Genomic DNA, 22331 nt, shown 5'->3' on the forward strand with positions numbered 1-22331 from the left:
GAGGGGTTATCCGACAACGTTGAATTCCGGCCCGTAAGGATAGCCGGTGATATTTTCGTTGCCATCCTCGGTGATCACCAGGATATCATGCTCACGATATCCACCCGCACCCGGTTCGCCATTTGCAATTGTCAGCATCGGCTCCATCGAAATCACCATGCCCGGCTCAAGCACAGTGTCGATATCCTCACGCAGTTCCAACCCGGCCTCGCGGCCATAGAAATGCGATAGCACGCCGAACGAATGACCGTAGCCAAACGTGCGATGTTGCAGCAGGTCACGTTCCTCAAAGAACTGGTTGATCTTGTGCGTGACGTCCGCACAGCTGACACCCGGTTTCAGCAGTGACATGCCGTATTCATGCGCCGCCACGTTCGCCTCCCAAATCTTGAGCGAGGCTGGATCAACCTCCTTAACAAACATCGTCCGCTCAAGCGCGGTGTAATAGGCGCTGATCATCGGGAATGTGTTCAGTGACAGGATATCGCCCCGTTCCAACACCCGCCCCGTCACCGGGTTATGCGCACCATCGGTGTTGATCCCTGACTGAAACCAGACCCAGCTGTCACGATATTCCGCATCCGGGAACCGCTTGGCGATCTCCAGCTCCATCGCGTCGCGGCCCGCCATGGCCACATCGATCTCGCGCACGCCTGCCTTGACCGCATCGCGGATGGCATAGCCGCCAACGTCGGCCACATTCGCACCGTGACGGATCAACGCGATCTCGGCCGGGGACTTATGCATCCGCTGGCGCATAGTCGTCTCGAACAGGTCGACCATGGTAATGGGTTTCAGAAAATCCTCCATCTTGTCGCGCTGCATCAGCGTCAGATGATCGCCCTCATATCCAATGACCTGCCCCTCGCCCGTCACCGACAGAATCGCCCGCCAGTAATTGTCGCGCTGCCAGTCGGTATAGGTGATGTTGTCGCCATAAGAACGCCGCCAAGGCTGACCCGCATCAATGCCTGCACTGATCGTGACACACTCAGTTTCGGTCACAACCAAAGCGTACGGACGACCAAAGGCGCAGTACAAGAAGCTCGAATAATACGCGATATTGTGCATCGACGTGAACACGGCAGCCGAGGCTCCAGCAGCCTCCATGCGCTCACGAAGCTCCGCAAGACGCGCCTCGTATTCGCTGTCAGCGAATGGCAACGGTGCCTTTACCCCATTGTGATAACGGTAGAAATCCGGACGCGGTGTGGTGATGGTCATTGTGTGACCCTCCTTTTCAGAAAGGTCCTGGCGTTCAGGACAGAACATGGGCGCATGCATGCTGCATGAGGCGACGCCATCGCCAAGGCCCGCGCGCACATTGACCTTAACCCTCTCTTCGTGCAACCCCTTTCACGACACGATCTGACACGGTGATGAGTGAACGTTCACTTTACTCTGGACTGCTCTTCCTCTATGGCTTGGCACTAGACAAACCCACCCGCAGATGCATTGTGTGCACACAAACGACTTTATGAGCCGGAGGCCAACCCATGCTGGACGCAACAACCGACCTGAAATCGCTGCTCAAAGACCCCGAGCTGCTGGCGACCAAAGCCTATATCGGCGGTCAGTGGGTCGATGGCGACAACGGCACATTCGCCGTGACCAACCCCGCCCGTGGCGACGTGATCGCCGAGGTCGCGGACCTTAGCCGCGCGCAGGTGGCTGGTGCCATCGCACAGGCCGAGGCCGCCCAGAAAGAATGGGCCGCAATGACCGGCAAAGAACGCGCCGTGATCCTGCGCCGCTGGTATGACCTCATGATGGAAAACGCCCAGGATCTGGGCACCATCCTGACGGCCGAGCAAGGCAAACCCCTGGCCGAGGCCGTGGGCGAAATCGGTTATGGCGCGTCATTCATCGAATTCTTCGGCGAAGAGGCCAAGCGCATCTATGGCGAGACCATTCCCGGTCACCAACGTGACAAGCGCATCACCGTGCTGAAACAGCCGATCGGCGTTGCCGCTTCGATCACGCCGTGGAACTTCCCCAACGCGATGATCACCCGCAAGGCCGCGCCTGCGCTGGCCGCTGGCTGTTCGTTTGTGGCACGCCCCGCCAAGGAAACCCCACTGTCTGCGATCGTCATGGGTGTTCTGGCCGAGCGTGCCGGCATCCCCGCTGGCGTGTTCAACGTCGTGCCGTCGTCGTCCTCGTCGGAGATCGGCAAGGAATTCTGCGAAAACCCCGGCATCCGCAAGCTGACCTTCACCGGGTCGACCGAAGTCGGCCGCATCCTGATGAAACAGGCCGCCGATCAGGTCATGAAATGCTCGATGGAACTGGGCGGCAACGCACCGTTCATCGTATTTGATGACGCCGATCTGGATGCTGCCGTCGAAGGCGCAATGATGTGCAAATTCCGCAACAACGGCCAGACCTGCGTCTGCGCCAACCGGATCTATGTACAGGCTGGCGTGTATGATGAATTCTCGGCCAAGCTGAAAGCAGCCGTCGAGGCGCTGCAAATCGGCGACGGTCTGGCCGCTGGCACCACAACCGGCCCGCTGATCAACGCCGAAGCAATCGATAAGGTCCAGGAACACATCGAAGATGTTGTATCCAACGGCGGCGCGGTTCTGACCGGCGGTCAGGCGCACGATCTGGGCGGCACCTTCTTCCAGCCCACCGTTGTCACCGGTGTCACCCAAGACATGAAGGTTGCACAAGAAGAGACATTCGGCCCCCTTGCCCCGCTCTTCAAGTTCGAAAACGAAGATGACGTCATCGCCATGGCCAACGACACCATCTTTGGTCTGGCCTCCTACTTCTACGCCAAGGACCTGAGCCGCGTGTACAAGGTCGCCGAGGCGCTGGAATATGGCATCGTTGGTGTGAACACCGGCATCATCTCGACCGAGGTTGCACCGTTCGGCGGCATCAAACAGTCGGGCCTGGGCCGCGAAGGCAGCCACCACGGCATCGAAGACTATCTGGAGATGAAATACATCTGCATGTCGGTCTAACCGGCATCCGCCACAGGGCGCGTGACCATCGTTGACGTCAGCTTAATGATGGCGCGGGTCCAGGCCGCCTCTTCTTCGGGGGTTAACTTCCCCTCCATCACCTCATGCAACGCGGCCTCAAGCGAGTGGGCCGCGTTTGTCATTTGCGCTTCGCTCAATTCAAACCGCGCATGGCTCTTGGCCAGGACATCCGCCAGTTGCGCAAAAGTGCTGTAATCCGACAAACTGCGCACGGTCGAAGCCAGCATAGTCGCGAACATCTCTTTCTGTTTGACAAAATCACCGCGAAACAGCGGCTGAACCTCAGGCATTCGCGCGAAAAGATGCACATAGAACCGTTCCGTCAACTCTGCCTTGCGGGCAAAGATGCGGGCGAAACTGGCTTGAACGAGGGTGATGTCAGAATTGTCCATTGAATTGGGCCTTCTATTGGGCAGAGCCGCATCATCTTACCAACCTATTAAAATTTGGTTTCTGTACCCTGCTTGACGCCCATTTCACGCGCCCGTAAACAAGCCACTTTCCAGATTGAGGCAGGAGGGTGCGGGCATGGCGCAGCATGGCCCCGTATTGGGTATTGATTTCGGAACATCCAACTCGGCTGCGGGCATCCTTCTGGATGGAAAGCCGCATCTGATCGAGATTGAGCCCGGGCAGAAAACCCTGCCCACAACGTTTTTCTTCGACTTCGACACACGGCAAACTCTCATCGGCTCCCCCGCCAACGCCGCCCTGATTGACGGGCTTGAAGGGCGATTCATGCGCGCCCTCAAACGGGTACTGGGCACCACCCTGATGCATGAGAAGCGCCAAGTCCTGAACGAGCGTGTGACCTTCGTCGACATCATTGCCCGCTTTATCTCACGCATCAAAACGCAGGCAGAGGCGCAGACAGGTCTGAGCTTCGAAACCGCCCTTTCCGGCCGCCCCGTCAATTTCCACGGGCCCGGAGACGCGCGCGAAGGACAGGCCGAGGATGACTTGCTGCAGTGCTATTTGGCCGCCGGTTTCAAAGACGTTAGCTTCATGGCTGAACCCGAAGCCGCCGCTATCGCCAGCGGCATCACTGACGGGCGCGGTCTGATCGTGGACATCGGCGGCGGGACCTCGGACTTTTCGCTATTTGAAACCGACGCCGACGGAAAGGTCCGTATCCTGGCCAACCATGGCATTCGCGTCGGTGGAACGGACTTCGATCGCGCCATCAACGTGGACACGGTCATGCCCCTGCTGGGTAAAGGCACACAGTTACGCAAGGACATTGGCGCGGGCCTTCTGACGACTCCAAATGCTATCTTCAATGACCTTGCCACATGGGAAAAGATCCCCTTCCTCTATACCGCGCAAACGCGGCGCATGGCCTCCGACATGCTGAAACTCGCCGAAGAACCTGCCAAACTGCAGCGCCTTCTGACGGTGCTTGAGGATGAACTGGGCCATGACCTGGCCTTTGCCGTGGAACGCGGCAAAATCACTGCCAACGCGCCCGATACCGCTCAGGCCAAGATCACGCTCGACATGATCGAACGAGGCCTCACCGCGCCGCTTGACGCATTGGACATCACGCGCAGCCTGTCGAACTTTGCAATCGAACTGCACACGGGGGCGCGGGACACATTGCAAATGGCGGGTTGCGCCCCGCAATCCGTGCGCCATGTTGTCTATGTCGGCGGTTCCAGCCTGATGTCACTGGTGCCTCAGGCGATGCAGTCCCTCTTCCCCGACGCCAAACACAGCTTCACCGAGGTTTTCACCGCCGTTGCCGACGGTCTCGCCATCGCCGCAAACCGGTCTTGAGGCAAGCCCGTGACAGTGGCGGTGAAACGCAACCACGCCGCGCGTCAGCGCGGCGCCCGGCCCAACCCTGAGGCGCCTTTCGGCAGAAAGGTTCGAAGGGGCGGGAGCACGCCCATCCCCCACGTACACCAAACCCCGCACCAGTCTGGTACGGGGTCGGCACGATAACCGAGGGAGGGACAGATTATCGTCTTGGCCCCCTCGCGCCCGAATTCCGCAATGGACGCGAGAGGTGGGAGGTCTCGTTAGTTGACGGGCTTGGCGTTCACCAGCTCCTGCTCAACCGTCTTTCCGGATGCAATCTCGATCCGGCGCGGCTTCAGGGCTTCGGGCACTTCGCGCTGCAATTCGATGTGCAGCATCCCGTCCGTATGGCTGGCCCCGGTCACGCGCACATGATCTGCCAGGGTGAACCGGCGCTCGAACGCGCGGGTGGCGATGCCACGGTGCAGATAGGTGCGCTCGGTCTCGTCAACGGCCTTCTTGGCCGACACAACCAGAGAATTTTCTTTCATCTCGACCGACAGGTCGGCATCCGAAAACCCGGCCACGGCAATCGAAATGCGATAGGCATCCGCAGCGGTTTTCTCGATGTTGTACGGGGGGTAGCTAGGCTGCGCCACGTCGTTGGTCAGAACCCGATCCATCAGGTCCGCGATCTGATCAAAGCCGATGCTGGCGCGGTGCAGTGGTGCAAAATCAAAAGTACGCATAGGTCGTTATCCTCATCTCTTGAGCGATTTACGTCTGTTGCCCTCCAATTGGACGGGCGTTTTGTTTTTCCGAACCCCTGTATCAGGCGGCCCGGTAAAACTCAGATGGGATGTTAGAATTCAGGTTTCAAGACCCGTTCGCACGATCGGTAGGGCGCACAAATTTTGCCCCCGTCGAATTGCGTGTCGACCCGACCTGCAAACGCCGCACCTTGGCCTTGGCAACATGTGCTTCGGCTCGCATTCGCCGCTTCAGATCCGCGACGATATCTGGAAGTTCCATACCCCAGGCTACTTTGCGCCCCTCGACCTGGGCCATCGCGGACACCACCGACAGAATGCGTCCCCGGTCGCCCACCTGGGTAAAAACAGCCGACCCCGACGAGCCAAAGGTAACGTTGCAATCAAAAGCCATCAATCTGTCTTCTCGGTGAAGAACCTGGCACGAGCGTTGGCGCGAGATTGCGTCTGCACGCCCGCGGCCATAAGACGATACGCTGACCTTGGCGTCCGACAGTCCCCCGCTGTGCAACACAAATGGATTTGCTTGCGCCACACTTATCGGGTCTGCCAACCGCAACAGTGCAACATCAACCCGAACCCGTTCGGGCGAAGGCGGCTGATTGGGGATGAAGTCCGGGTGCGTCGCAATCTGCTTGACCCTTCGGTCTGCAATCGATTGACCGTCCCTAAGCCCAGCGCGAAAAACGATCTGATCCACCGAATAATGCGCGCCGGTCGACTTGTCGAACGCACAATGCGCCGCCGTCAGTACCAGGTCCGGGGCGATCAGCGTACCCGTGCAAAACCCTTTGCCTGCCAAGTCCAGCCGACCAACAGCTTCCCACCCCAATAGATCGTCCCGATCCGTCAGCCGAACCAGCCCTGATGTCTGGGCCAAAGCAGCAGCCCCCAACAACACCCACAGCAAAAGTCCGGCAAGAACTCTCATGGTTTCACGAACTTCGCGCCTGTCTGTCGACGTGTTTGACCAACTTGGATACGATTGGTTGACGGAGGTGGAGATTGATCAAACCCCTGCCCTGACGCCAGTTCGGCCCGCAACAGGACAAGCGACTCTTCAAGCGCAGAGCCCAGCGCCACCCGGTCCCCATGAACTTCGGCTTTGGCAGACACCACCGATACGATCCGGGGCTCGTTGCCGTTAAAGGAAAAGATAGGCGCGCCAGATGACCCAAAGTCCACATCGCAAGACATCACCAGAATGCCCTGCTGTTGTGCCATGACCGAGCACACTTCCTGCAATGATGGAGCCTCGGACCGGTTTTGAGCATAAGAAACAACACCAACGTCTTCGCCACGCGACGGGCGTGATCCGGTTTTGAACGGTTCGACAGTCGTGTTGCGGATCGGTCGCTGCAATTCCAGCAAAGCCACATCGTTTCGTACGCGCTCGGTCGAAACAGCGCCGTCGTAGACATAATCGGGATGCACCACCGCTCGACGCACATAACGATAGGCAGAAGCCCGGCCATTGCGCCACCCGGCCAGAAATTCGATCTGCTCCGCGTCGATACGCTGCTTGGTCGTCTTGTTGTAAAGGCAATGTGCAGCAGTCAGCACCAGATCAGGCGCAATCAAGGCACCGGTGCAAAAGCCCGCGCCGTTGATGTCCAGCCGTCCGACCGCTTGCCAGTCCCGCCCGGAATCAGTTGTATCCAGACGCTGCAGGCGTGCGTCCTCAGCCAGTGCGGAAAACGGCATTGCGGCCAGGATCACAGCTTTCAAAAGGTTTCGCACAAATGCCTCCGCGTTATCTTGTTGTCCCAAACTGGTATTGACGCGGTGGGGCAAAAATAGGGCACGGACGCGGCAACATGCGTCGGTCTTGTGACCTTTATCGCGCAGCGGTGATCGCAGCCTTAACCATTGAATGGGCCTCAGCCAAACTCACCAAACGTGGATTTGTTCCTGCGGCGCTGTCATGCAACGACTTGGCGGCGATCCGCTCTGCGCAGTCAAGCGGAACACCGATCTCGCCCAAAGATCTTGGAATGGACAGATCATCCAATAACACCCCAACAGCGGCAATCACCCCTTCCGGCGTAGCGTCGGTTATTTCCATTGCTTCGGCCAACCGTCTGGATTTCCACTCTAGATCCATAAGGTTAACACGCAAGACAACGGGCAATATGATGGCATTCGTCAACCCGTGCTGGGTGTCATGTTCGGCACCCACCATGTGTGAAATGGCATGCACCATTCCCAGCCCTTTCATGAAAGCGATACCCGCCAAACAAGAGCCAACCAACATGCCACCCCGGGCCGCCATGTTGTCCGGTTCGCGGTAGGCAACCGGCAACCAGCGGGAAATCAGCGACAGGCCCTCAAGCGCCATCCCATCACACAACGGGTGAAACCCGGGAACGCAATACGCCTCGATCGCATGGGTCAGTGCATCCACACCGGTCCAAGCCGTTAAATGTGCGGGCAAGCCCACGGTCAGTTCGGGATCCAGCAGAGCCAGCGAAGGTTTAAGGGTTGGGTGCCAGATACAGAATTTCATGCCCTTTTCGATATGGGTGACCATGGCCGTGCTTTCGGTCTCGGCCCCGGTGCCTGCTGTTGTCGGGATGGTTATCAGCGTCGGAAAGGCATGATCCGATCCCAGATCGGGAACGGGTTGCTCAAATTCGAAGTCCCACAAATCAACGTCGTTGTTGGCGGTAAGGCAGATGGCCTTGCCTCCATCCATGGCACTGCCACCACCAATAGCAATGATCGCATCGTGTGAACCTTCGTGAAAGGCCACCCGACCGGCACCAATCTCATCATCACGCGGGTTGGGTGAAATTTCGGAAAACACCGAAGACTCAAGACCCGACGCAGACAGGTGACCGGCAAGATCGGTCAAGAAAGGCAGGTTTCGGCTGCCCCTGTCCGTCACAATCAACGGATTGGCGACCCCGAGCGCGATACACTTCGCTCCAATCTCGGCAAGGCGCCCCGGACCATAGGCTATGGGAACGGGAAACGTCCAATCTTGTGCCACCAGCAAATCGTTTGGGTCTATGCCTGCCGGGTGATCCATTTGTGCCTCGTTGTGTGTGCTGTCGAATGCGGGTCAGACTATCAAGCATGATGGCTACGGCAAGACGCGTTTTCTGGCCTTACTTCAGTATCGGCACCGCCGACTTCTGTTTGCCACTGGCGGTCAACGCAGCCGGTTGTGGTCCGCCTGTTGCCCAATCCAGCAACTCAACGGTGTGTACAATCGGCACCTCTGTCGCCGACCCGATCTGCATCATGCACCCAATGTTCCCAGCCGCGATCAGGTCTGGCTTCTTAGCCTCCAACGTCCGCACCTTGCGTGCCTTCAGCTGCCCCGAAATCTCGGGCTGCATCAGGTTATAGGTGCCTGCACTGCCGCAACACAGATGAGGGTCCGCAGGCTCCACCACCTTGAACCCGGCGCGTTTGAGCAGCGTCTTGGGATGCGTCTTGATCTGCTGTCCATGCTGCAACGAACAGGCCGCGTGATATGCCACCGTCAGCCCCTTATCCACACCCTCGGGCAAGTCGAGCTGCATCAGCACCTCACTGACATCCATCGCGATCCCAGACACCCGCGCAGCATCAGTCGCTAACGGGTCATTTCGGAACATATGGCCGTAATCCTTGACCGTCGTACCACACCCCGAAGTGTTGATCACAATGGCATCCAGCCCTTTGCCATCCATCTCAGACACCCAGGCGCGGATGTTCTTGGCCGCTGTCTTGTGGCTCTCAGCGGTTTTGCCCATGTGATGGGTCAACGCCCCACAACACCCAGCGCCCTCAGCCACCACAACTTCGCACCCCAGCCGCGTCAGCAACCGGATCGTAGCGTCGTTGATGTCGGTGTTCAGCGCCTTCTGTGCACAACCCGTCATCAAAGCCACCCGCTTCTTGCGCGGCGCCTCAGCTGCAAAACTCTGCGGATCATCATTGCGACTGACCGGCGGGATCGTCTTGGGCGCCATGTCCAGCATCGCCCGCAGCCGTGCATCCGGCATCAAGCCCCGAAACGGCCGCCCGATCTTCGCCCCCACCAGCGCCAACCTGAACCGCATCGGGTATGGCAAAATCTGCGCCAGCACCCAGCGCAGCACCCGGTCCGAAAGCGGCCGTTTATAATTGTCCTCGATATACTCGCGCGCGTGATCCACCAGATGCATGTAGTGCACACCCGAGGGGCACGTGCTCATGCAGGCCAGACAGGACAGGCACCGGTCAACGTGTTTGACCACCTTCTCATCCGGCACGCGGTTGTTTTCCAGCATGTCCTTGATCAGATAAATCCGCCCTCGCGGGCTGTCCAATTCATCGCCCAGCACCTGATAGGTGGGGCAGGTCGCCGTACAGAACCCGCAATGAACACAAGACCGCAAAATCTCGTTCGAGCGCTGGATCGCAGGGTCTTTCAACTGCTCTGGTGTAAATGTCGTCTGCATGTCCTACCCCATCAGTTCCGGGTTAAAGAGCCCGCGTGGATCGAACCGCTGCCGCACCTGCGCAGAGATCAAAGCGACCGGCGCAGGCTCGGGCTGAAACTTCGCCTGCCCCACGCCCCGCACCAGCGTCATGTGTCCAGCCACATCGCCAAGCCTAACCCTCAAATCCGTCCCCTCAGGCACCCGCGCCCAGATCAGCCCGCCGCCCCAGTCAAACAGCAGGGCATCTGCACCCAACCGAACCGCCAAATCCGGTGCATCCGACGGCTTCACCGAAATCCGCCAGACATCGCCCGGCTTTCGATGAAACGCCGCAACATCACGCACGTCACGCCACAGACCGGCACTATCTTCGGCCATAGACACCGCGCCAAAGGCCCCGGCAACACCCCGCAACTGCTCAACTCGATACGCAACCGACGCGACAAACCCTTCGACCCGCAGCAGCACACACCCCGCCACCGGATCAAACGCCGCGCCCGACACCTCAAACGGAGAACCCAGCGCCGCTGACATCACCTCGACCGCCCGCGCGGCCCCGTCGACAGCGACGCACAGCGTCTCTTCCGCTTCGGCCAGGGGCAACACCTTCAACGACACTTCGGTCAAAACGCCCAACGTCCCCCAGGACCCCGCCATCAGTTTGACCAGATCATAGCCGGTGACGTTCTTCATCACCCGCCCGCCGTTCTTGATCACCTGCCCCAAACCATCGACATACCGCACCCCCAACAGGAAATCGCGGCACGCACCCGCCTGAACCCGACGCGGGCCCGACACATTGGCAGCCACAACCCCACCAATCGTCGGCTCACCACCTGTGCCCAGCAACCCCCGATGATCCATCGGCTCAAACGCCAATCGCTGACCCTCGGCGGCCAACGCCGCCTCGATCTCGGCCACCGGCGTGCCCGTCTTGGCCACCAGCGTCAAAGCGCCCGGTTCATAGAGCTCAATTCCACTCAAACCCGCCACGCTCAATTCCGCTCCCGGCCCGCCGACACCACGCGTACCGCCACCGACAATACGCACAGGTTCGCTCAATCCGGCCACGATCTCGGCCAACTGGCCTTCGGTCTCTGGTCTCATTTCATCTTTTCCAAAATACTCTGGGGGTTTGGGGGCAACGCCCCCATCACTCTGCCGCAATGCTCGCCTCGCGCCGTACTTCAGTCACCGACAGCGGGAACACCTTCGCCGGGTTCAACAGCCACGCAGGATCAAACACATCCTTGACCGCCATCTGCGCTTCAAGATCTGCAGCCGTATACTGATGCAGCATCAGATCGCGCTTTTCGACACCGACCCCGTGCTCGCCAGTCAAACAGCCACCCGCATCAACGCAGAGCTTCAGGATCTCGGCTCCGAATTCCTCACACAGCTCCAGATCGCCCGGCTTGTTGGCATCAAACAGGATCAGCGGGTGCATGTTGCCGTCGCCCGCGTGGAACACATTGCCCACCGGCAGGCCGTACTGCTCGCTCAGTTCGCCAATCCGGCGCAGAACCATCGGCAGCGACGACACCGGGATCGTACCATCCAGACACATATAGTCGTTCATCTGCCCCATGGCGCCAAAGGCCGACTTGCGACCCAGCCAGATCTTGGCGCTTTCTTCCTCTGACTGACTCTCGCGCAGCTCTACCGGTTTGTGACGCTTGGCGATCTCGACGATCTTGGACAGCTGATAGTCGATCTCTGCCTCCGATCCCTCGACCTCGACAATCAAAAGAGCATGGCAATCTGGGTAACCCGCCTTGGCAAAATTCTCGCAAGCCTGAATGCACAGCGTATCCATGAACTCGATCGCCACCGGCAGGATGCCCGACTTGATGATGTCGCTGACGCAATGGCCCGCAACCTCATTGTCATCGAAGGCGATCATCACGGGTCTCGCGCCTTCGGGCTTGCGCAGAATGCGCAGGGTCGCTTCGGTCACAACGCCCAACTGCCCCTCGGAACCGCAGATAACCCCAAGCAGGTCCAAACCGCCCGCATCCAGATGCGCGCCGCCAATTTCAACCACGGTGCCATCCATCATCACCATCGTGACACCCAGCAGATTGTTGGTGGTGACACCGTATTTCAAACAATGCGCCCCACCGGAATTCATCGCCACATTGCCGGCAATCGCACAAGCCAGCTGCGACGACGGGTCAGGTGCGTAAAAGAAGTCCTCTTCCTCGACCGCACCTGTGACGCTCAGGTTGGTGCGGCCAGACTGAACCCGGATGACGCGGTTGGCGTAGTCTGTCTCCAGAACATCGTTCATTCGCGCCACGCCAAGGATCACGCAATCGGCCGTGGGCAGCGCCCCACCGGCCAGCGAAGTTCCCGAACCGCGCGGCACCACCGGAACACCCTCTTCATGGCAGATGCGCAAAACGTCCGACACCTCCTGTGTCGAGGCAGGCAAGACCGCCAACATTGGCGGGCATTTATAGGCCGTCAGCGCATCGCACTCGTAGGCGCGCGTCTCGGCCTCGTCATGAATCACGGCATCCTCAGGCAACACACGCAGCAAGCGCTCAACCAACCTTGCCTTGCGCGCCAGAACGGCTGCGTTGGGTGTGGGCATTTCCATGCAAATCCCTCCATTTGGTAAAATAATATTACCAATTATGCGATCTGGCAAGTCCAACTGGTAAATCGTAGGATCAGCCTATGACCTGGATAGACCGCGCCCTGCTGTTTTCGCCGCTGGATTATGTGGCCGTGACCTGCCTGATTGCGGGATGGCTTTGGATCGGGTGGCGGATTGAAAACCCAAATCCCAACAAGCTTTCGGTTTCGGCGCTGATGGACCAGTTTCGCCACGACTGGATGAAGCAGATGGTCACGCGCCAACCGCGCGTTTTCGATGCCCAGCTGGTTGGGAACATGCGTCAAAGCACAACGTTTTTTGCTTCCACTTCGATGATCGCAATCGGGGGTGGCCTGGCCTTGTTCGGCAACACGGAGAGGCTGGCTGGTGTCGCAGAAGACCTTGCCATCGGCAGCGCACCCGCGATGGTTTGGGAGATCAAGATCCTGATCGTAATACTTCTTTTATCAAATGCGTTTCTGAAATTCGTCTGGTCCCACCGCCTGTTTGGCTATTGTGCCGTACTGATGGCCGCCGTACCCAACGACCCCGAAGACCCGCATTGCGCGCCTCGTGCCTCACAATCGGCCGAGATTTCAATTACGGCCGCGCGTAGCTTCAATAAGGCGCTCAGAACAATCTATTTCGCGCTCGCCTCGACCGCATGGATGCTCGGGCCCGTGCCCCTTCTGTTGGCCACCACCGTCACACTCGCGATCCTCTATCGGCGCGAGTTCGCCTCGCATTCGCGCAGGGTTTTGCTGAAGCTCCCTCCGAACACAGAGTCGTGACCTGAACCCTCATAGAATTCGCGATAGGCTCCGCCCATGAGATACCTGATCCCCTTCCTGTTCCTCGCCGCCCCTGCGCTGGCCGACGGCCCGCAGATCGAAAAAGCCACCGCTCGCGCCAGCGGCGATACGTGGCGATTCGATGTCACCATCCGCCATCCGGACACCGGCTGGGATCACTATGCCGATGGCTGGCAGGTGCTGGATATGGACGGGAATGAGTTAGGAATGCGCGTGCTGCACCACCCGCATGTAGACGAACAACCCTTTACCCGCTCGCTCGGTGGCGTTCAGATCCCGGATGGAACCAAACAGGTCCAAATCCGCGCCCGAGATTCCGTGCACGGCTGGAACACGGACACCTACATCATCGAATTACAGTAAATCACACCCGGTGATACGGCCCGCCCGCCAAGATATTGGCGGCCCGATACAGCTGTTCGGCCAGCATCACCCGCACCAGCATGTGTGGCCAGACCATCTTGCCGAAGGATATTGAAAAATCCGCCTCGGCGCGCAGGGACGGATCAATTCCGTCCGCGCCACCAATCACCAGCGCCAGATCTTGCCGCCCGGCATCGCGCCACTTGCCCAACTGACCGGCAAAATCAGGCGACGACAAAACCTTGCCGCGCTCGTCCAGCGTGCAGATCACCGCGCCCTTGGGCAGCGCCTTGCGCAGCAACGCAGCTTCGGCACCCATGCCTGCGTTTTTCTTATCCTCAACCTCAACGACTCGGGCAGGGCCAAGGCCCAGCGCCCGCCCTGTCCGGTCGAACCGGGTCAGATAGTCGTCAATGAGGGTTTTCTCGGGTCCGGCCCGCAAACGGCCGACCACGCAAATGCTGATACGCATGATGTGTCACGTACCCCCGAAAAAGCGGGGGCAAAAGCGCCTCAGTTGGTTGAGGCGCTGCTACCTTGCGGCAGCCACATCTTTTCCAGCTGGTAGAATTCGCGCACCTCTGGGCGGAAGATGTGCACAACCACATCACCCGTATCGATCAGAACCCAATCGCCGGCATCCTTGCCTTCGACCTTCGAGGTAAACCCGAACTCCTGCTTGATGCGATCTGTCAGCTTCTCGGCCATCGACGACACCTGACGCGTCGAACGACCCGATGCGATGATCATGTAATCACCGATCTCGGTCTTGCCGCGCAGATCGATCTGCACAACATCTTCGGCCTTATCGTCGTTGAGAGAAGATAGAATACGCTCAAGCAGCTTTTCGCTGGTGAGTTGAGACTGAGCCATCATTGCGGCCCGTCCGTCGGTGGACTTAGCCACCTCTGCATGCGTTGACAGGACATTGTCCTCCTTTTTACGCGTCGACAGCCCCCCGACGCTGGGGTGCCTTTAAGGTAACAACGCCAAGATGACAATTCAATGAATCGCCTAAGTGATCTCACGCAGCTGTGCCCTTACGGCACTTGGCCCATATCAGGCAGATAACAGCAGACCTTGATAGAACTCACCTCGCCCCTGTATCTGGGGCACATGACACCCGTTTACGCCTCATGCATCTATCTGCAAGACCGCGCTCGCCTGCGCGAGCGGTTCTTTGGGGCTGCCCGCACGGTTCTGGCCCGCCTATAAGCGGCGCCCAGCCACCACATTGCCAGCTATTTCCAAACCACGGGAGAGGACCACATGTCCCCCAAGACACTCTATGACAAAATCTGGGATGCGCACGTCGCGCATGAGGCCGAAGACGGCACGACCCTGCTCTATATCGACCGCCACCTGGTGCACGAAGTAACCAGCCCGCAGGCTTTTGAGGGCCTGCGCATGACCGGCCGCAAGGTGCGCGCACCGGAAAAGACCATCGCTGTTCCAGATCACAACGTGCCCACAACCAAAGGCCGTGAAGATCCGACACAGATGACCGAGGAAAGCCGCATCCAGGTCCAGGCGCTTGACACCAACGCCAAGGAATTCGGCATCCACTATTACCCGATGAACGACGTCCGTCAGGGCATCGTGCACATCGTCGGCCCGGAACAGGGCTGGACCCTGCCCGGTATGACCGTTGTGTGCGGCGACAGCCACACCGCGACCCACGGCGCATTCGGCGCACTGGCGCACGGCATCGGCACATCCGAGGTCGAGCACGTTCTGGCCACACAGACGCTGATCCAAAAGAAATCCAAGAACATGAAGGTGGAAATCACCGGCAAACTGATGCCGGGCGTGACCGCCAAGGACATCACGCTGGCCGTGATTGGTGAAACCGGCACCGGCGGCGGCACCGGCTATGTCATCGAATATTGCGGCGAAGCGATCCGCGATCTGTCGATGGAAGGCCGCATGACCGTCTGCAACATGGCCATCGAAGGCGGCGCACGCGCCGACCTGATCGCGCCGGACCAGACAACATACGACTATGTCCAAGGTCGCCCCCACGCCCCCAAAGGCGCCCAGTGGGAAGCCGCCCTGGACTGGTGGAAAACGCTCTACACCGACGAAGGCGCGCATTTCGACAAGGTTGTCACACTCAAAGGCGAAGACATTCAGCCCGTCGTTACCTGGGGCACCTCGCCCGAAGACGTGCTGCCGATCACCGGTGTTGTCCCCAACCCCGAAGATTTCGAAGGCGGCAAAGTCGAAGCTGCCCGCCGCTCGATTGACTACATGGGTCTGACACCGGGTCAGAAGCTGACCGACATCGAAATCGACACCGTGTTCATCGGCTCGTGCACCAATGGCCGGATCGAAGATTTCCGTGCCGTGGCCGAAGTGGTCAAAGGCAAGAAAATCAAGGACGGTATGCGCGCCATGATCGTTCCGGGATCTGGCCTTGTCCGTCTGCAAGCCGAAGAAGAAGGCCTGGCCGACATCTTTAAAGAGGCCGGCTTTGAATGGCGTCTGGCAGGCTGCTCCATGTGTCTGGCGATGAACCCCGATCAGCTGTCCGAGGGCGAGCGCTGCGCCGCCACTTCGAACCGCAACTTCGAGGGGCGTCAGGGCTATAAAGGCCGTACCCATCTGGTGAGTCCGGCCATGGCTGCCGCAGCGGCACTCACAGGACGGCTGACAGACGTACGCGAACTGGTGTAAGGTCCCTTCAAATATGAATATTTGAGAGGAAATAAACTATGAGTGACTGGCTGAAACTGCTCCTGTTGGGGCTTCTATCCATCGTATTTGGCGTGTTCATCCTGGGCGCGCCGGTCGTGGCCTCGATCGCGGTAACCGCGATCACCGGCATTCTGCTGCTGATAAGTGGCGGCTTGCAACTGGTTGGCGGCTTTACGGTCGAAGGTACGGGCAACAAGATCCTGTCCATTCTAATGGGCGCGATCATGTTGTTCCTGGGCTGGTCATTCCTGGCGCACCCGCTGCAGGGCACCATCTCGCTGGCGATGCTGATCCTGATCCTGTTCATGGCAGGCGGCATTGCTCGGGTCATCCTGTCGTTCCAGATGCGGGGCACGCCCTATTTCTGGCCGACGATCATCTCGGGCGTTCTGTCCATCGTACTGGCCGGTATCATCTGGACCAATGCGGCGGCTGAACCCGCGTGGCTGCTGAACCTCGTTGGTATCCTTCTTGGGATCGAAATGCTGTTCAACGGCTTTGGCCTGCTCTTTGCCGCGCTGTTCATGCGTGGTGCCGAAAAAGAAGCTTAAGCGGCTCTGACACGAGCGGGGCCGCGAAACATGCATCAGCTGTGCACGGGTTGTGCACAGCTGATGCACGCAAATCATACCTCGCCTAGCGGCGGGGATCCTACCAGATGCGGTAGGTCGAAATTAGGAGTCTGGTAATGGACAAATTCGAAAAACTGCACGGCATCGCGGCCCCGATGCCCCTCGTAAACATCGACACTGACATGATCATCCCCAAGGTGTTCCTCAAGTCGATCCAGCGCACCGGCTTTGGTGTGAACCTGTTTGACGAGATGCGCTATAACCGCGACGGCACCGAAATCGCCGATTTCGTGCTGAACAAACCGCAGTACCGCAACGCCGAGATCCTTGTGGCGGGCGACAACTTTGGCTGCGGCTCGTCGCGTGAACATGCGCCGTGGGCAATTGCAGATTTTGGCATCAAATGCGTGATCTCCACCAGCTTTGCCGACATCTTCTTCAACAACTGCTTCAAGAACGGCATCCTGCCCATCGTCCTGCCGCAAGAGCAAGTCGACGTGCTGATGTCGGACGCGGATAAGGGCGAAAACGCCCGGATGACCGTGGATCTGGAAGCGCAAGAGATTACCACCTCGGACGGTCAGGTGATCAGCTTTGAGGTCGACGCCTTCAAAAAGCACTGCCTGCTCGAAGGTCTCGATGACATTGGCCTGACCATGGAAAAGGCCAGCTCGATCGACACATTCGAACAGCAAGCTGCGCAAGCCCGACCTTGGGTGTGATCGAGTCTGAGCTCAGGACAAAGCTAACATTCCCGTGGGCCGCAGATTTCTGCGGCCCATTTTTTGTGATTTGCGGTCCTCGTCACACAATCCACAACATTTAGTGCCTCGTAGGCGCTTCGCCCCATTTCCGCTCCACCAATGATGCAAAGACGCACCAGTCTCGCCATCTTTTCGCCTAAAATCAGGTGTTTCGTAGATCGGTGACTTGAGTGGGTGACCAAATGGCGGCACAAATGAGGCCAAAATGAGGCACGAACCCTACGGGGTTTGATCAAGTTGGAACAAAGGCTCGGCAACGCATCGGCCTGTCCAGTTTGAAGGGATCGGACAGTGATTGCACGCATCACGGGCGCGGCTTTGCGCGGGATATTGGTGGCCTTGATGGTGGTCACGCCTGCGCTGTATTTGCCGGGCTACACAACGAACTCTCCAGAGATCGTGCTTCTGCTCGCGATCCTTGCATTCGTGCTGACTTTTGCCGAATACAATTCAACCTTTCCGAGCTTTATCGAATTCCGAGATGCGCCGCCGTTGAACAGGTTGCGTTTCATTGCTCTGATGACAATGGTCGTGTTACTGACACTGATCTGCAAACACAAATATGCGCCAACAAATGTCACAGCTCTCTTTTCCGGGATGGGAGTGCTGATCGCACACCTTGTGGATTTCCCGTTCTCTCCCGTGCGGCTTGTTGTTTTGATGTTGCCCGGTCATGCAGCCCCTGAAACTGTGAGTTCTGTGCGGATCGCGGCCGGTGTTTCCTATGTCGTCGCCCTAGGAACTGTTGCTGCCTTTTACATAGCCATCCGAGTTCGCGGATGGCCCATAGGCAACGGTGCGTTCAACGTCTGGATCAACTTACCGCTTTTTGACCCGACCACCGGTGGCGACGTGGTCTCGCGCCTCCAACGCGACGGGCGGATCAACGTGATCCTTGGTGTACTCTTGCCCTTTTTCATTCCGGCCGTGGTTAAGGCCACCTCCGATCTGGTCAACCCGATTATGCTGGATAACCCGCAAACCCTGATCTGGACAATGAGCGCATGGGCCTTTCTACCCGCCAGCATGATCATGCGAGGTATGGCGATGCTGCGAATTTCTGACCTGATCGAAGAAAAGCGTCGCCGCGCCTATGCCAACGCCGAGGCCGTGCAAACCGCATGAGATGGCTGCTGCTTGCACTGGCTTTCTTGCCAGGCATGGCCACAGCAGAGCCTCTGCGGATTGCAAGTTTCAACACCGAACTCTCCCGAGATGGACCTGGCCTGCTGCTACGCGATCTGCAGAAGGGTAAGGACAAACAAATTGCCAATGTACTCGAAGTAATTTCTCATATCTCACCCGACATTCTGGCGTTGCAGGGTTTGGATTGGGACCATGACGGTCTGACGTTGAATGCACTTGCCAAGGCGCTGGCCGATGAAGGTGCCCCCTATCCCCACAGCCTGGCGTTGAAACCCAACAGTGGGATGATGACAGGTCTGGATCTGGACGGCGACGGCCGTCTAGGTGGGCCAGGAGATGCCCATGGGTATGGCAAGTTTACCGGTCAGAACGGAATGGCCATCCTGTCCCGCTATCCCATCGACCACACCGACGTACAGGACTTCTCGACCTTTCTGTGGAAAGATCTTCCCGGTGCACGCTTGCCGCAACGCGACGGCGCACCCTTTCCATCTCACGCTGCACAAGACATTCAACGACTGTCATCTGCCGGACATTGGGTCGTGCCGATCGAAACCCCAATGGGCCGCATTCACCTACTGACTTCTCAAGCCGGCCCCCCGGTGTTTGACGGACCCGAGGATCGCAATGGGTTGCGCAATCGCGACGAAAACCGATTTTGGACACTGTTTCTGGGCGGCGCGCTTGCCTCCGCTCCTCAGACGCACTTTGTTCTGTTGGGCGGCACCAACCTGGACCCATGGGACAGCGACGGCTATGGCGAGGTGGTGCAGGCCCTGCTCGACGACCCGCGCCTGCAAGACCCTGCCCCCATCAGCAATGGAGCGACAAACGCTCCCGATCAAGGACACCGCAGCCCCAACGCCACCGACACGGTTGAGTGGGACGGCGTTGGGCGCTTGCGGGTCGATTACGTCCTGCCCTCGCGCGATTGGGTCGTGCAGGCGTCCGGCGTGTATTGGCCCGCCGAAGGAGAGGCAGGCCATGAGGCAGCCCTAGGTGCCAGCCGCCACCGGTTGGTTTGGGTTGACCTGATCGCCGACAAGTGAGGCCAAAATGGTCGAGGCCAGTGCCTGTTCAATCGGCGTCTCCTGAAATTCGGGGAGTAACTCCTGAAACCGTGCTCCATCCAGACTGTGGGCCGTGCGCCACAAATAGCTCATCTCGACCAGGCAACGCGCCATTGGCCACACCGGCTGCATCAGCTTGACCGGCAGCCAGTTCATCCGCTTAATCGCCACATCACGGCCCAGGATCACCCCTAAATGCCGCGCCAGATCCACTCCGCTGGCGGTGTATCCCGGAAACGAAACATCGCAGAACCGAGGCAGATCATGCCGCATCTCGGCCAAATGCACAGCTGCACGGCAAAAGTCGTGCAGATAGGCCCAGCTGTGATCAATACGCGGATCACCCGGATAGATGAACCTCCCCTTGTGCAGCTTCTTGGCCATGATCATGTCAAACCAATTGCCCGAGGCCTGAGTGTCGATGAAATCCCCCGCCCGCAGGATGATCGTGCGCACGCCTGACGCGGCGTAGATGCGCTCCATCTGGACCCGAATGCGTCCCAGCGGATTCTGGGCGCGGTGCGGCGTCGCCTCGGACCATGGTGCGGGTGTCTCGGCACCAAAGACATAGACATTGCCCGGTACTATTACCGTTGCATTGCTCAGCCGCGCCGCCTCAATCACCTGAGCGTGCAGACGTGGGACTTGCTTGGCCCAGTCGGGATAGGTTGGGTTCCAGCCATTCACGATCACATCGACGCCTTGAGCAGCCAGATTCAGACTGTCGCGACTGCGATCAAATGTTTTGACGATCCAACCGGCGGCCCGGAACTGTTCGGCAGCGTTGCGGCCAAATCGGCCTGTTGCGCCCAGGATGAGTGCGGTTCTAGTCATGAAAGTCCTCCTTTGCTTGGCACAAGGTTATCCATTCACATTGACTGTATGAATTGCCCCAAAATGCAGGTCATGTATTCATTGATGAATGGATGATACTTTCACCTCAACCGACTGGACACTGATCCAAAGCTTCGTCGCCGTCGCAGAACACGGCTCTCTCTCCGGTGCGGCCCGTGCGTTGGGTCGCAGCCAACCCACTTTGGGGCGGCAAATTCAGGCGCTTGAGGCGTCTCTTGGCGTATCCCTCTTCGATCGCCACGCTCGCGGTCTAAGCCTGAGTGACACCGGCAGCCGCCTGCTCCCGCTGGCACAACAGATGCACGACGCTATGCAGGCCCTGACGTTAACGGCTGCCGGACAGTCCAAGGACCTGAGCGGCACAGTGCGCCTGACCGCCTCGGTCTTCATGTCTCACCATGTGCTGCCGGATATTCTGGCGCGCATCCGACAAACTGAACCGCAAATCCAACTGGAACTGGTCCCAACAGATGCCACCGAAAACCTGCTTTACCGCGAGGCGGATATCGCCATCCGCATGTATCGCCCCCGACAGCTCGACATCGTGGCGAAACGCGTAGGCAGCATCAAACTCGGCGCCTATGCCGCGCACAGCTATCTTGAACGCAAAGGGCACCCAGCAAAGATTGACGATTTGTTTAACCACGACATTGTCGGTTATGACGCCAACGATTTGATCATCCAGACGATGCAACACATGGGCTATTCGGTGAGCCGCTCGCAATTCCCGGTGCGCTGCGACAACCAAAGCGCCTATTGGCAGCTGGTGCGCGCGGGCTGTGGCATCGGGTTCTGCCAAGCATCCGTAGCCGACGCCGACCCGACAGTCGCAAAGCTCGATCTAAACTTGAGCATTCCCGCGCTCGAGGTTTGGCTTGCCGCGCCTCAGGCCATGCACCAGACCCCGCGCATTCGCAGGGTCTGGGATTTGTTAGCGGCAGAGTTACTGTCCGTTCAGGACGGCAAGTCGCCGGTGTAAGCCCCGCGTGGCGGATAATTGTTCTCCAACGCCCATGTGATGCCACCCAGCATGTCCGCCGTCGACGGACGCGCAAAAGGCGTTGTCTGCTGCCAGCCGAAATATAGCGTCCGATCCGGCGCGATGTAGAAATGTCCCGGCTCGGCAAATAGGTCCGCCTCAGCCGAATCCGGGCGCTTGGACGAAATCCACAACCCCCAATCGTCATGCGCGGCCTGGAGCGACAGTTCATACCCGACACGCAGTTTCGAAGTGCCCGCCTTTTCAACCGTCTGTTCGGCGCGGTCCTTGGTGTCGGTGCTGATCATGATCACCTCCAACCCTTGAGCGGCGAAGTCGTCCAGAGCCGCCTCAACCTCCGTCATCTGGCGGATACAGATGGGACAATGCAGGCCTCGATAGACAATTACGACGGTGCCGTTCTCGCCGTGATTCTTGTCCAGATCAAAGGTCCCCTGACCCAAAGTTTCGATTGTTAGCGCAGGAACCTGTTTTCCTGGTGTCAGCATAGTCAGTTTCCCTTGTTTTTAGCCGGATCGTCACATTGACCCCT

The 22331-nt window shown here is 58.7% G+C and carries 24 protein-coding genes; 11 read left to right on the forward strand and 13 right to left on the reverse strand.

All coding sequences use genetic code 11. The features are described from left to right. Positions 1-6: 6 nt before the first annotated feature. On the reverse strand, positions 7-1224 hold the full coding sequence (locus ACZ1HE_RS21555; protein ID WP_472624155.1) for an aminopeptidase P family protein: 1218 nt from the start codon (positions 1222-1224) through the stop codon (positions 7-9). 272 nt (positions 1225-1496) lie between these two features. On the opposite strand from ACZ1HE_RS21555, the gene ACZ1HE_RS21560 reads away from it, so the two are divergent. Beyond that, on the forward strand, positions 1497-2972 hold the full coding sequence (locus tag ACZ1HE_RS21560; RefSeq protein WP_472624157.1) for an NAD-dependent succinate-semialdehyde dehydrogenase: 1476 nt from the start codon (positions 1497-1499) through the stop codon (positions 2970-2972). Here ACZ1HE_RS21560 and ACZ1HE_RS21565 read toward each other — a convergent pair. Then, a complete protein-coding gene (locus ACZ1HE_RS21565) occupies positions 2969-3385 on the reverse strand; it encodes a globin domain-containing protein (protein ID WP_472624159.1) in 417 nt (138 codons plus the stop codon). The genes ACZ1HE_RS21560 and ACZ1HE_RS21565 overlap by 4 nt on opposite strands. A gap of 136 nt (positions 3386-3521) precedes the next feature. Here ACZ1HE_RS21565 and ACZ1HE_RS21570 point away from each other — a divergent pair, with 136 nt between their 5' ends. After that, the gene (locus ACZ1HE_RS21570) at positions 3522-4769 is read left to right on the forward strand and encodes an Hsp70 family protein (RefSeq protein WP_472624161.1); all 1248 of its coding nucleotides are present in this window, start codon (positions 3522-3524) and stop codon (positions 4767-4769) included. A 245-nt stretch (positions 4770-5014) separates the two neighbouring features. Here the strand turns inward: ACZ1HE_RS21570 and ACZ1HE_RS21575 are convergent, their stop codons facing one another. The 7 genes from ACZ1HE_RS21575 to ACZ1HE_RS21605 all read right to left on the reverse strand — a co-directional run bounded on the left by ACZ1HE_RS21575 (position 5015) and on the right by ACZ1HE_RS21605 (position 12520). Then, positions 5015-5482, reverse strand: a complete 468-nt coding sequence (locus tag ACZ1HE_RS21575) for an Hsp20 family protein (protein WP_472624163.1) — start codon at positions 5480-5482, stop codon at positions 5015-5017. Between the two features lie 127 nt (positions 5483-5609). Further along, entirely contained in the window at positions 5610-6434 is an 825-nt protein-coding gene (locus tag ACZ1HE_RS21580) for a trypsin-like serine peptidase (RefSeq protein WP_472624165.1), read from the reverse strand. Next, positions 6431-7243 carry a trypsin-like serine peptidase gene (locus ACZ1HE_RS21585; RefSeq protein WP_472624167.1) on the reverse strand — a complete coding sequence of 271 codons (813 nt, stop codon included), beginning with the start codon at positions 7241-7243 and terminating at the stop codon, positions 6431-6433. Before ACZ1HE_RS21585 ends, ACZ1HE_RS21580 begins: the two co-directional genes overlap by 4 nt. A gap of 97 nt (positions 7244-7340) precedes the next feature. Beyond that, positions 7341-8534, reverse strand: coding sequence for an iron-containing alcohol dehydrogenase (locus ACZ1HE_RS21590; protein WP_472624169.1), 1194 nt, complete (start codon positions 8532-8534; stop codon positions 7341-7343). A 79-nt stretch (positions 8535-8613) separates the two neighbouring features. After that, complete coding sequence (gene glcF / locus ACZ1HE_RS21595; RefSeq protein ID WP_472624171.1) at positions 8614-9936, reverse strand: glycolate oxidase subunit GlcF; 1323 nt, start codon at positions 9934-9936, stop codon at positions 8614-8616. A gap of 3 nt (positions 9937-9939) precedes the next feature. Then, the gene (locus tag ACZ1HE_RS21600; RefSeq protein WP_472624173.1) at positions 9940-11025 is read right to left on the reverse strand and encodes an FAD-binding protein; all 1086 of its coding nucleotides are present in this window, start codon (positions 11023-11025) and stop codon (positions 9940-9942) included. Positions 11026-11071: 46 nt separating this feature from the next. Next, entirely contained in the window at positions 11072-12520 is a 1449-nt protein-coding gene (locus ACZ1HE_RS21605; RefSeq protein ID WP_472624175.1) for an FAD-linked oxidase C-terminal domain-containing protein, read from the reverse strand. Positions 12521-12600: 80 nt separating this feature from the next. Between ACZ1HE_RS21605 and ACZ1HE_RS21610 the strand changes: the two genes are divergently transcribed. Further along, positions 12601-13311, forward strand: a complete 711-nt coding sequence (locus ACZ1HE_RS21610) for a DUF599 domain-containing protein (RefSeq protein WP_472624177.1) — start codon at positions 12601-12603, stop codon at positions 13309-13311. Positions 13312-13347: 36 nt separating this feature from the next. After that, on the forward strand, positions 13348-13695 hold the full coding sequence (locus tag ACZ1HE_RS21615; RefSeq protein WP_472624179.1) for a hypothetical protein: 348 nt from the start codon (positions 13348-13350) through the stop codon (positions 13693-13695). 1 nt (position 13696) lies between these two features. Here ACZ1HE_RS21615 and rlmH read toward each other — a convergent pair whose 3' ends face one another. After that, positions 13697-14167 carry a 23S rRNA (pseudouridine(1915)-N(3))-methyltransferase RlmH gene (rlmH, locus tag ACZ1HE_RS21620; protein ID WP_472624181.1) on the reverse strand — a complete coding sequence of 157 codons (471 nt, stop codon included), beginning with the start codon at positions 14165-14167 and terminating at the stop codon, positions 13697-13699. Positions 14168-14208: 41 nt separating this feature from the next. Next, on the reverse strand, positions 14209-14571 hold the full coding sequence (gene rsfS, locus ACZ1HE_RS21625; RefSeq protein ID WP_472624591.1) for a ribosome silencing factor: 363 nt from the start codon (positions 14569-14571) through the stop codon (positions 14209-14211). A gap of 240 nt (positions 14572-14811) precedes the next feature. On the opposite strand from rsfS, the gene ACZ1HE_RS21630 reads away from it, so the two are divergent. From ACZ1HE_RS21630 to ACZ1HE_RS21655, 6 genes are all read left to right on the forward strand, one after another. Then, positions 14812-14910 (forward strand): isopropylmalate isomerase, encoded by a 99-nt coding sequence (locus ACZ1HE_RS21630; RefSeq protein WP_235820224.1) that lies wholly within the window; start codon positions 14812-14814, stop codon positions 14908-14910. Positions 14911-14964: 54 nt separating this feature from the next. After that, on the forward strand, positions 14965-16371 hold the full coding sequence (leuC, locus tag ACZ1HE_RS21635; RefSeq protein WP_472624183.1) for a 3-isopropylmalate dehydratase large subunit: 1407 nt from the start codon (positions 14965-14967) through the stop codon (positions 16369-16371). A gap of 38 nt (positions 16372-16409) precedes the next feature. Then, positions 16410-16943: an HdeD family acid-resistance protein gene (locus tag ACZ1HE_RS21640; RefSeq protein ID WP_472624185.1), complete on the forward strand. Its 534-nt coding sequence runs from the start codon at positions 16410-16412 to the stop codon at positions 16941-16943. A gap of 137 nt (positions 16944-17080) precedes the next feature. Then, positions 17081-17686, forward strand: a complete 606-nt coding sequence (leuD, locus tag ACZ1HE_RS21645) for a 3-isopropylmalate dehydratase small subunit (RefSeq protein ID WP_472624187.1) — start codon at positions 17081-17083, stop codon at positions 17684-17686. Positions 17687-18019: 333 nt separating this feature from the next. Further along, the gene (locus ACZ1HE_RS21650; RefSeq protein ID WP_472624189.1) at positions 18020-18853 is read left to right on the forward strand and encodes a hypothetical protein; all 834 of its coding nucleotides are present in this window, start codon (positions 18020-18022) and stop codon (positions 18851-18853) included. Beyond that, positions 18850-19923 carry an endonuclease/exonuclease/phosphatase family protein gene (locus tag ACZ1HE_RS21655; protein ID WP_472624191.1) on the forward strand — a complete coding sequence of 358 codons (1074 nt, stop codon included), beginning with the start codon at positions 18850-18852 and terminating at the stop codon, positions 19921-19923. Before ACZ1HE_RS21650 ends, ACZ1HE_RS21655 begins: the two co-directional genes overlap by 4 nt. Here the strand turns inward: ACZ1HE_RS21655 and ACZ1HE_RS21660 are convergent. Continuing rightward, entirely contained in the window at positions 19870-20778 is a 909-nt protein-coding gene (locus ACZ1HE_RS21660) for a Rossmann-fold NAD(P)-binding domain-containing protein (protein ID WP_472624193.1), read from the reverse strand. The two genes, ACZ1HE_RS21655 and ACZ1HE_RS21660, sit on opposite strands and share 54 nt — an antisense overlap. An 88-nt stretch (positions 20779-20866) precedes the next feature. Between ACZ1HE_RS21660 and ACZ1HE_RS21665 the strand changes: the two genes are divergently transcribed. Beyond that, a complete protein-coding gene (locus ACZ1HE_RS21665; protein WP_472624195.1) occupies positions 20867-21778 on the forward strand; it encodes a LysR family transcriptional regulator in 912 nt (303 codons plus the stop codon). On the opposite strand, the gene ACZ1HE_RS21670 is transcribed toward ACZ1HE_RS21665, so the two are convergent. Next, on the reverse strand, positions 21754-22287 hold the full coding sequence (locus ACZ1HE_RS21670; protein WP_472624197.1) for a redoxin domain-containing protein: 534 nt from the start codon (positions 22285-22287) through the stop codon (positions 21754-21756). The genes ACZ1HE_RS21665 and ACZ1HE_RS21670 overlap by 25 nt on opposite strands. Positions 22288-22331 lie beyond the last annotated feature (44 nt).

This window comes from Falsiruegeria sp. JB4-1 (assembly GCF_055693495.1).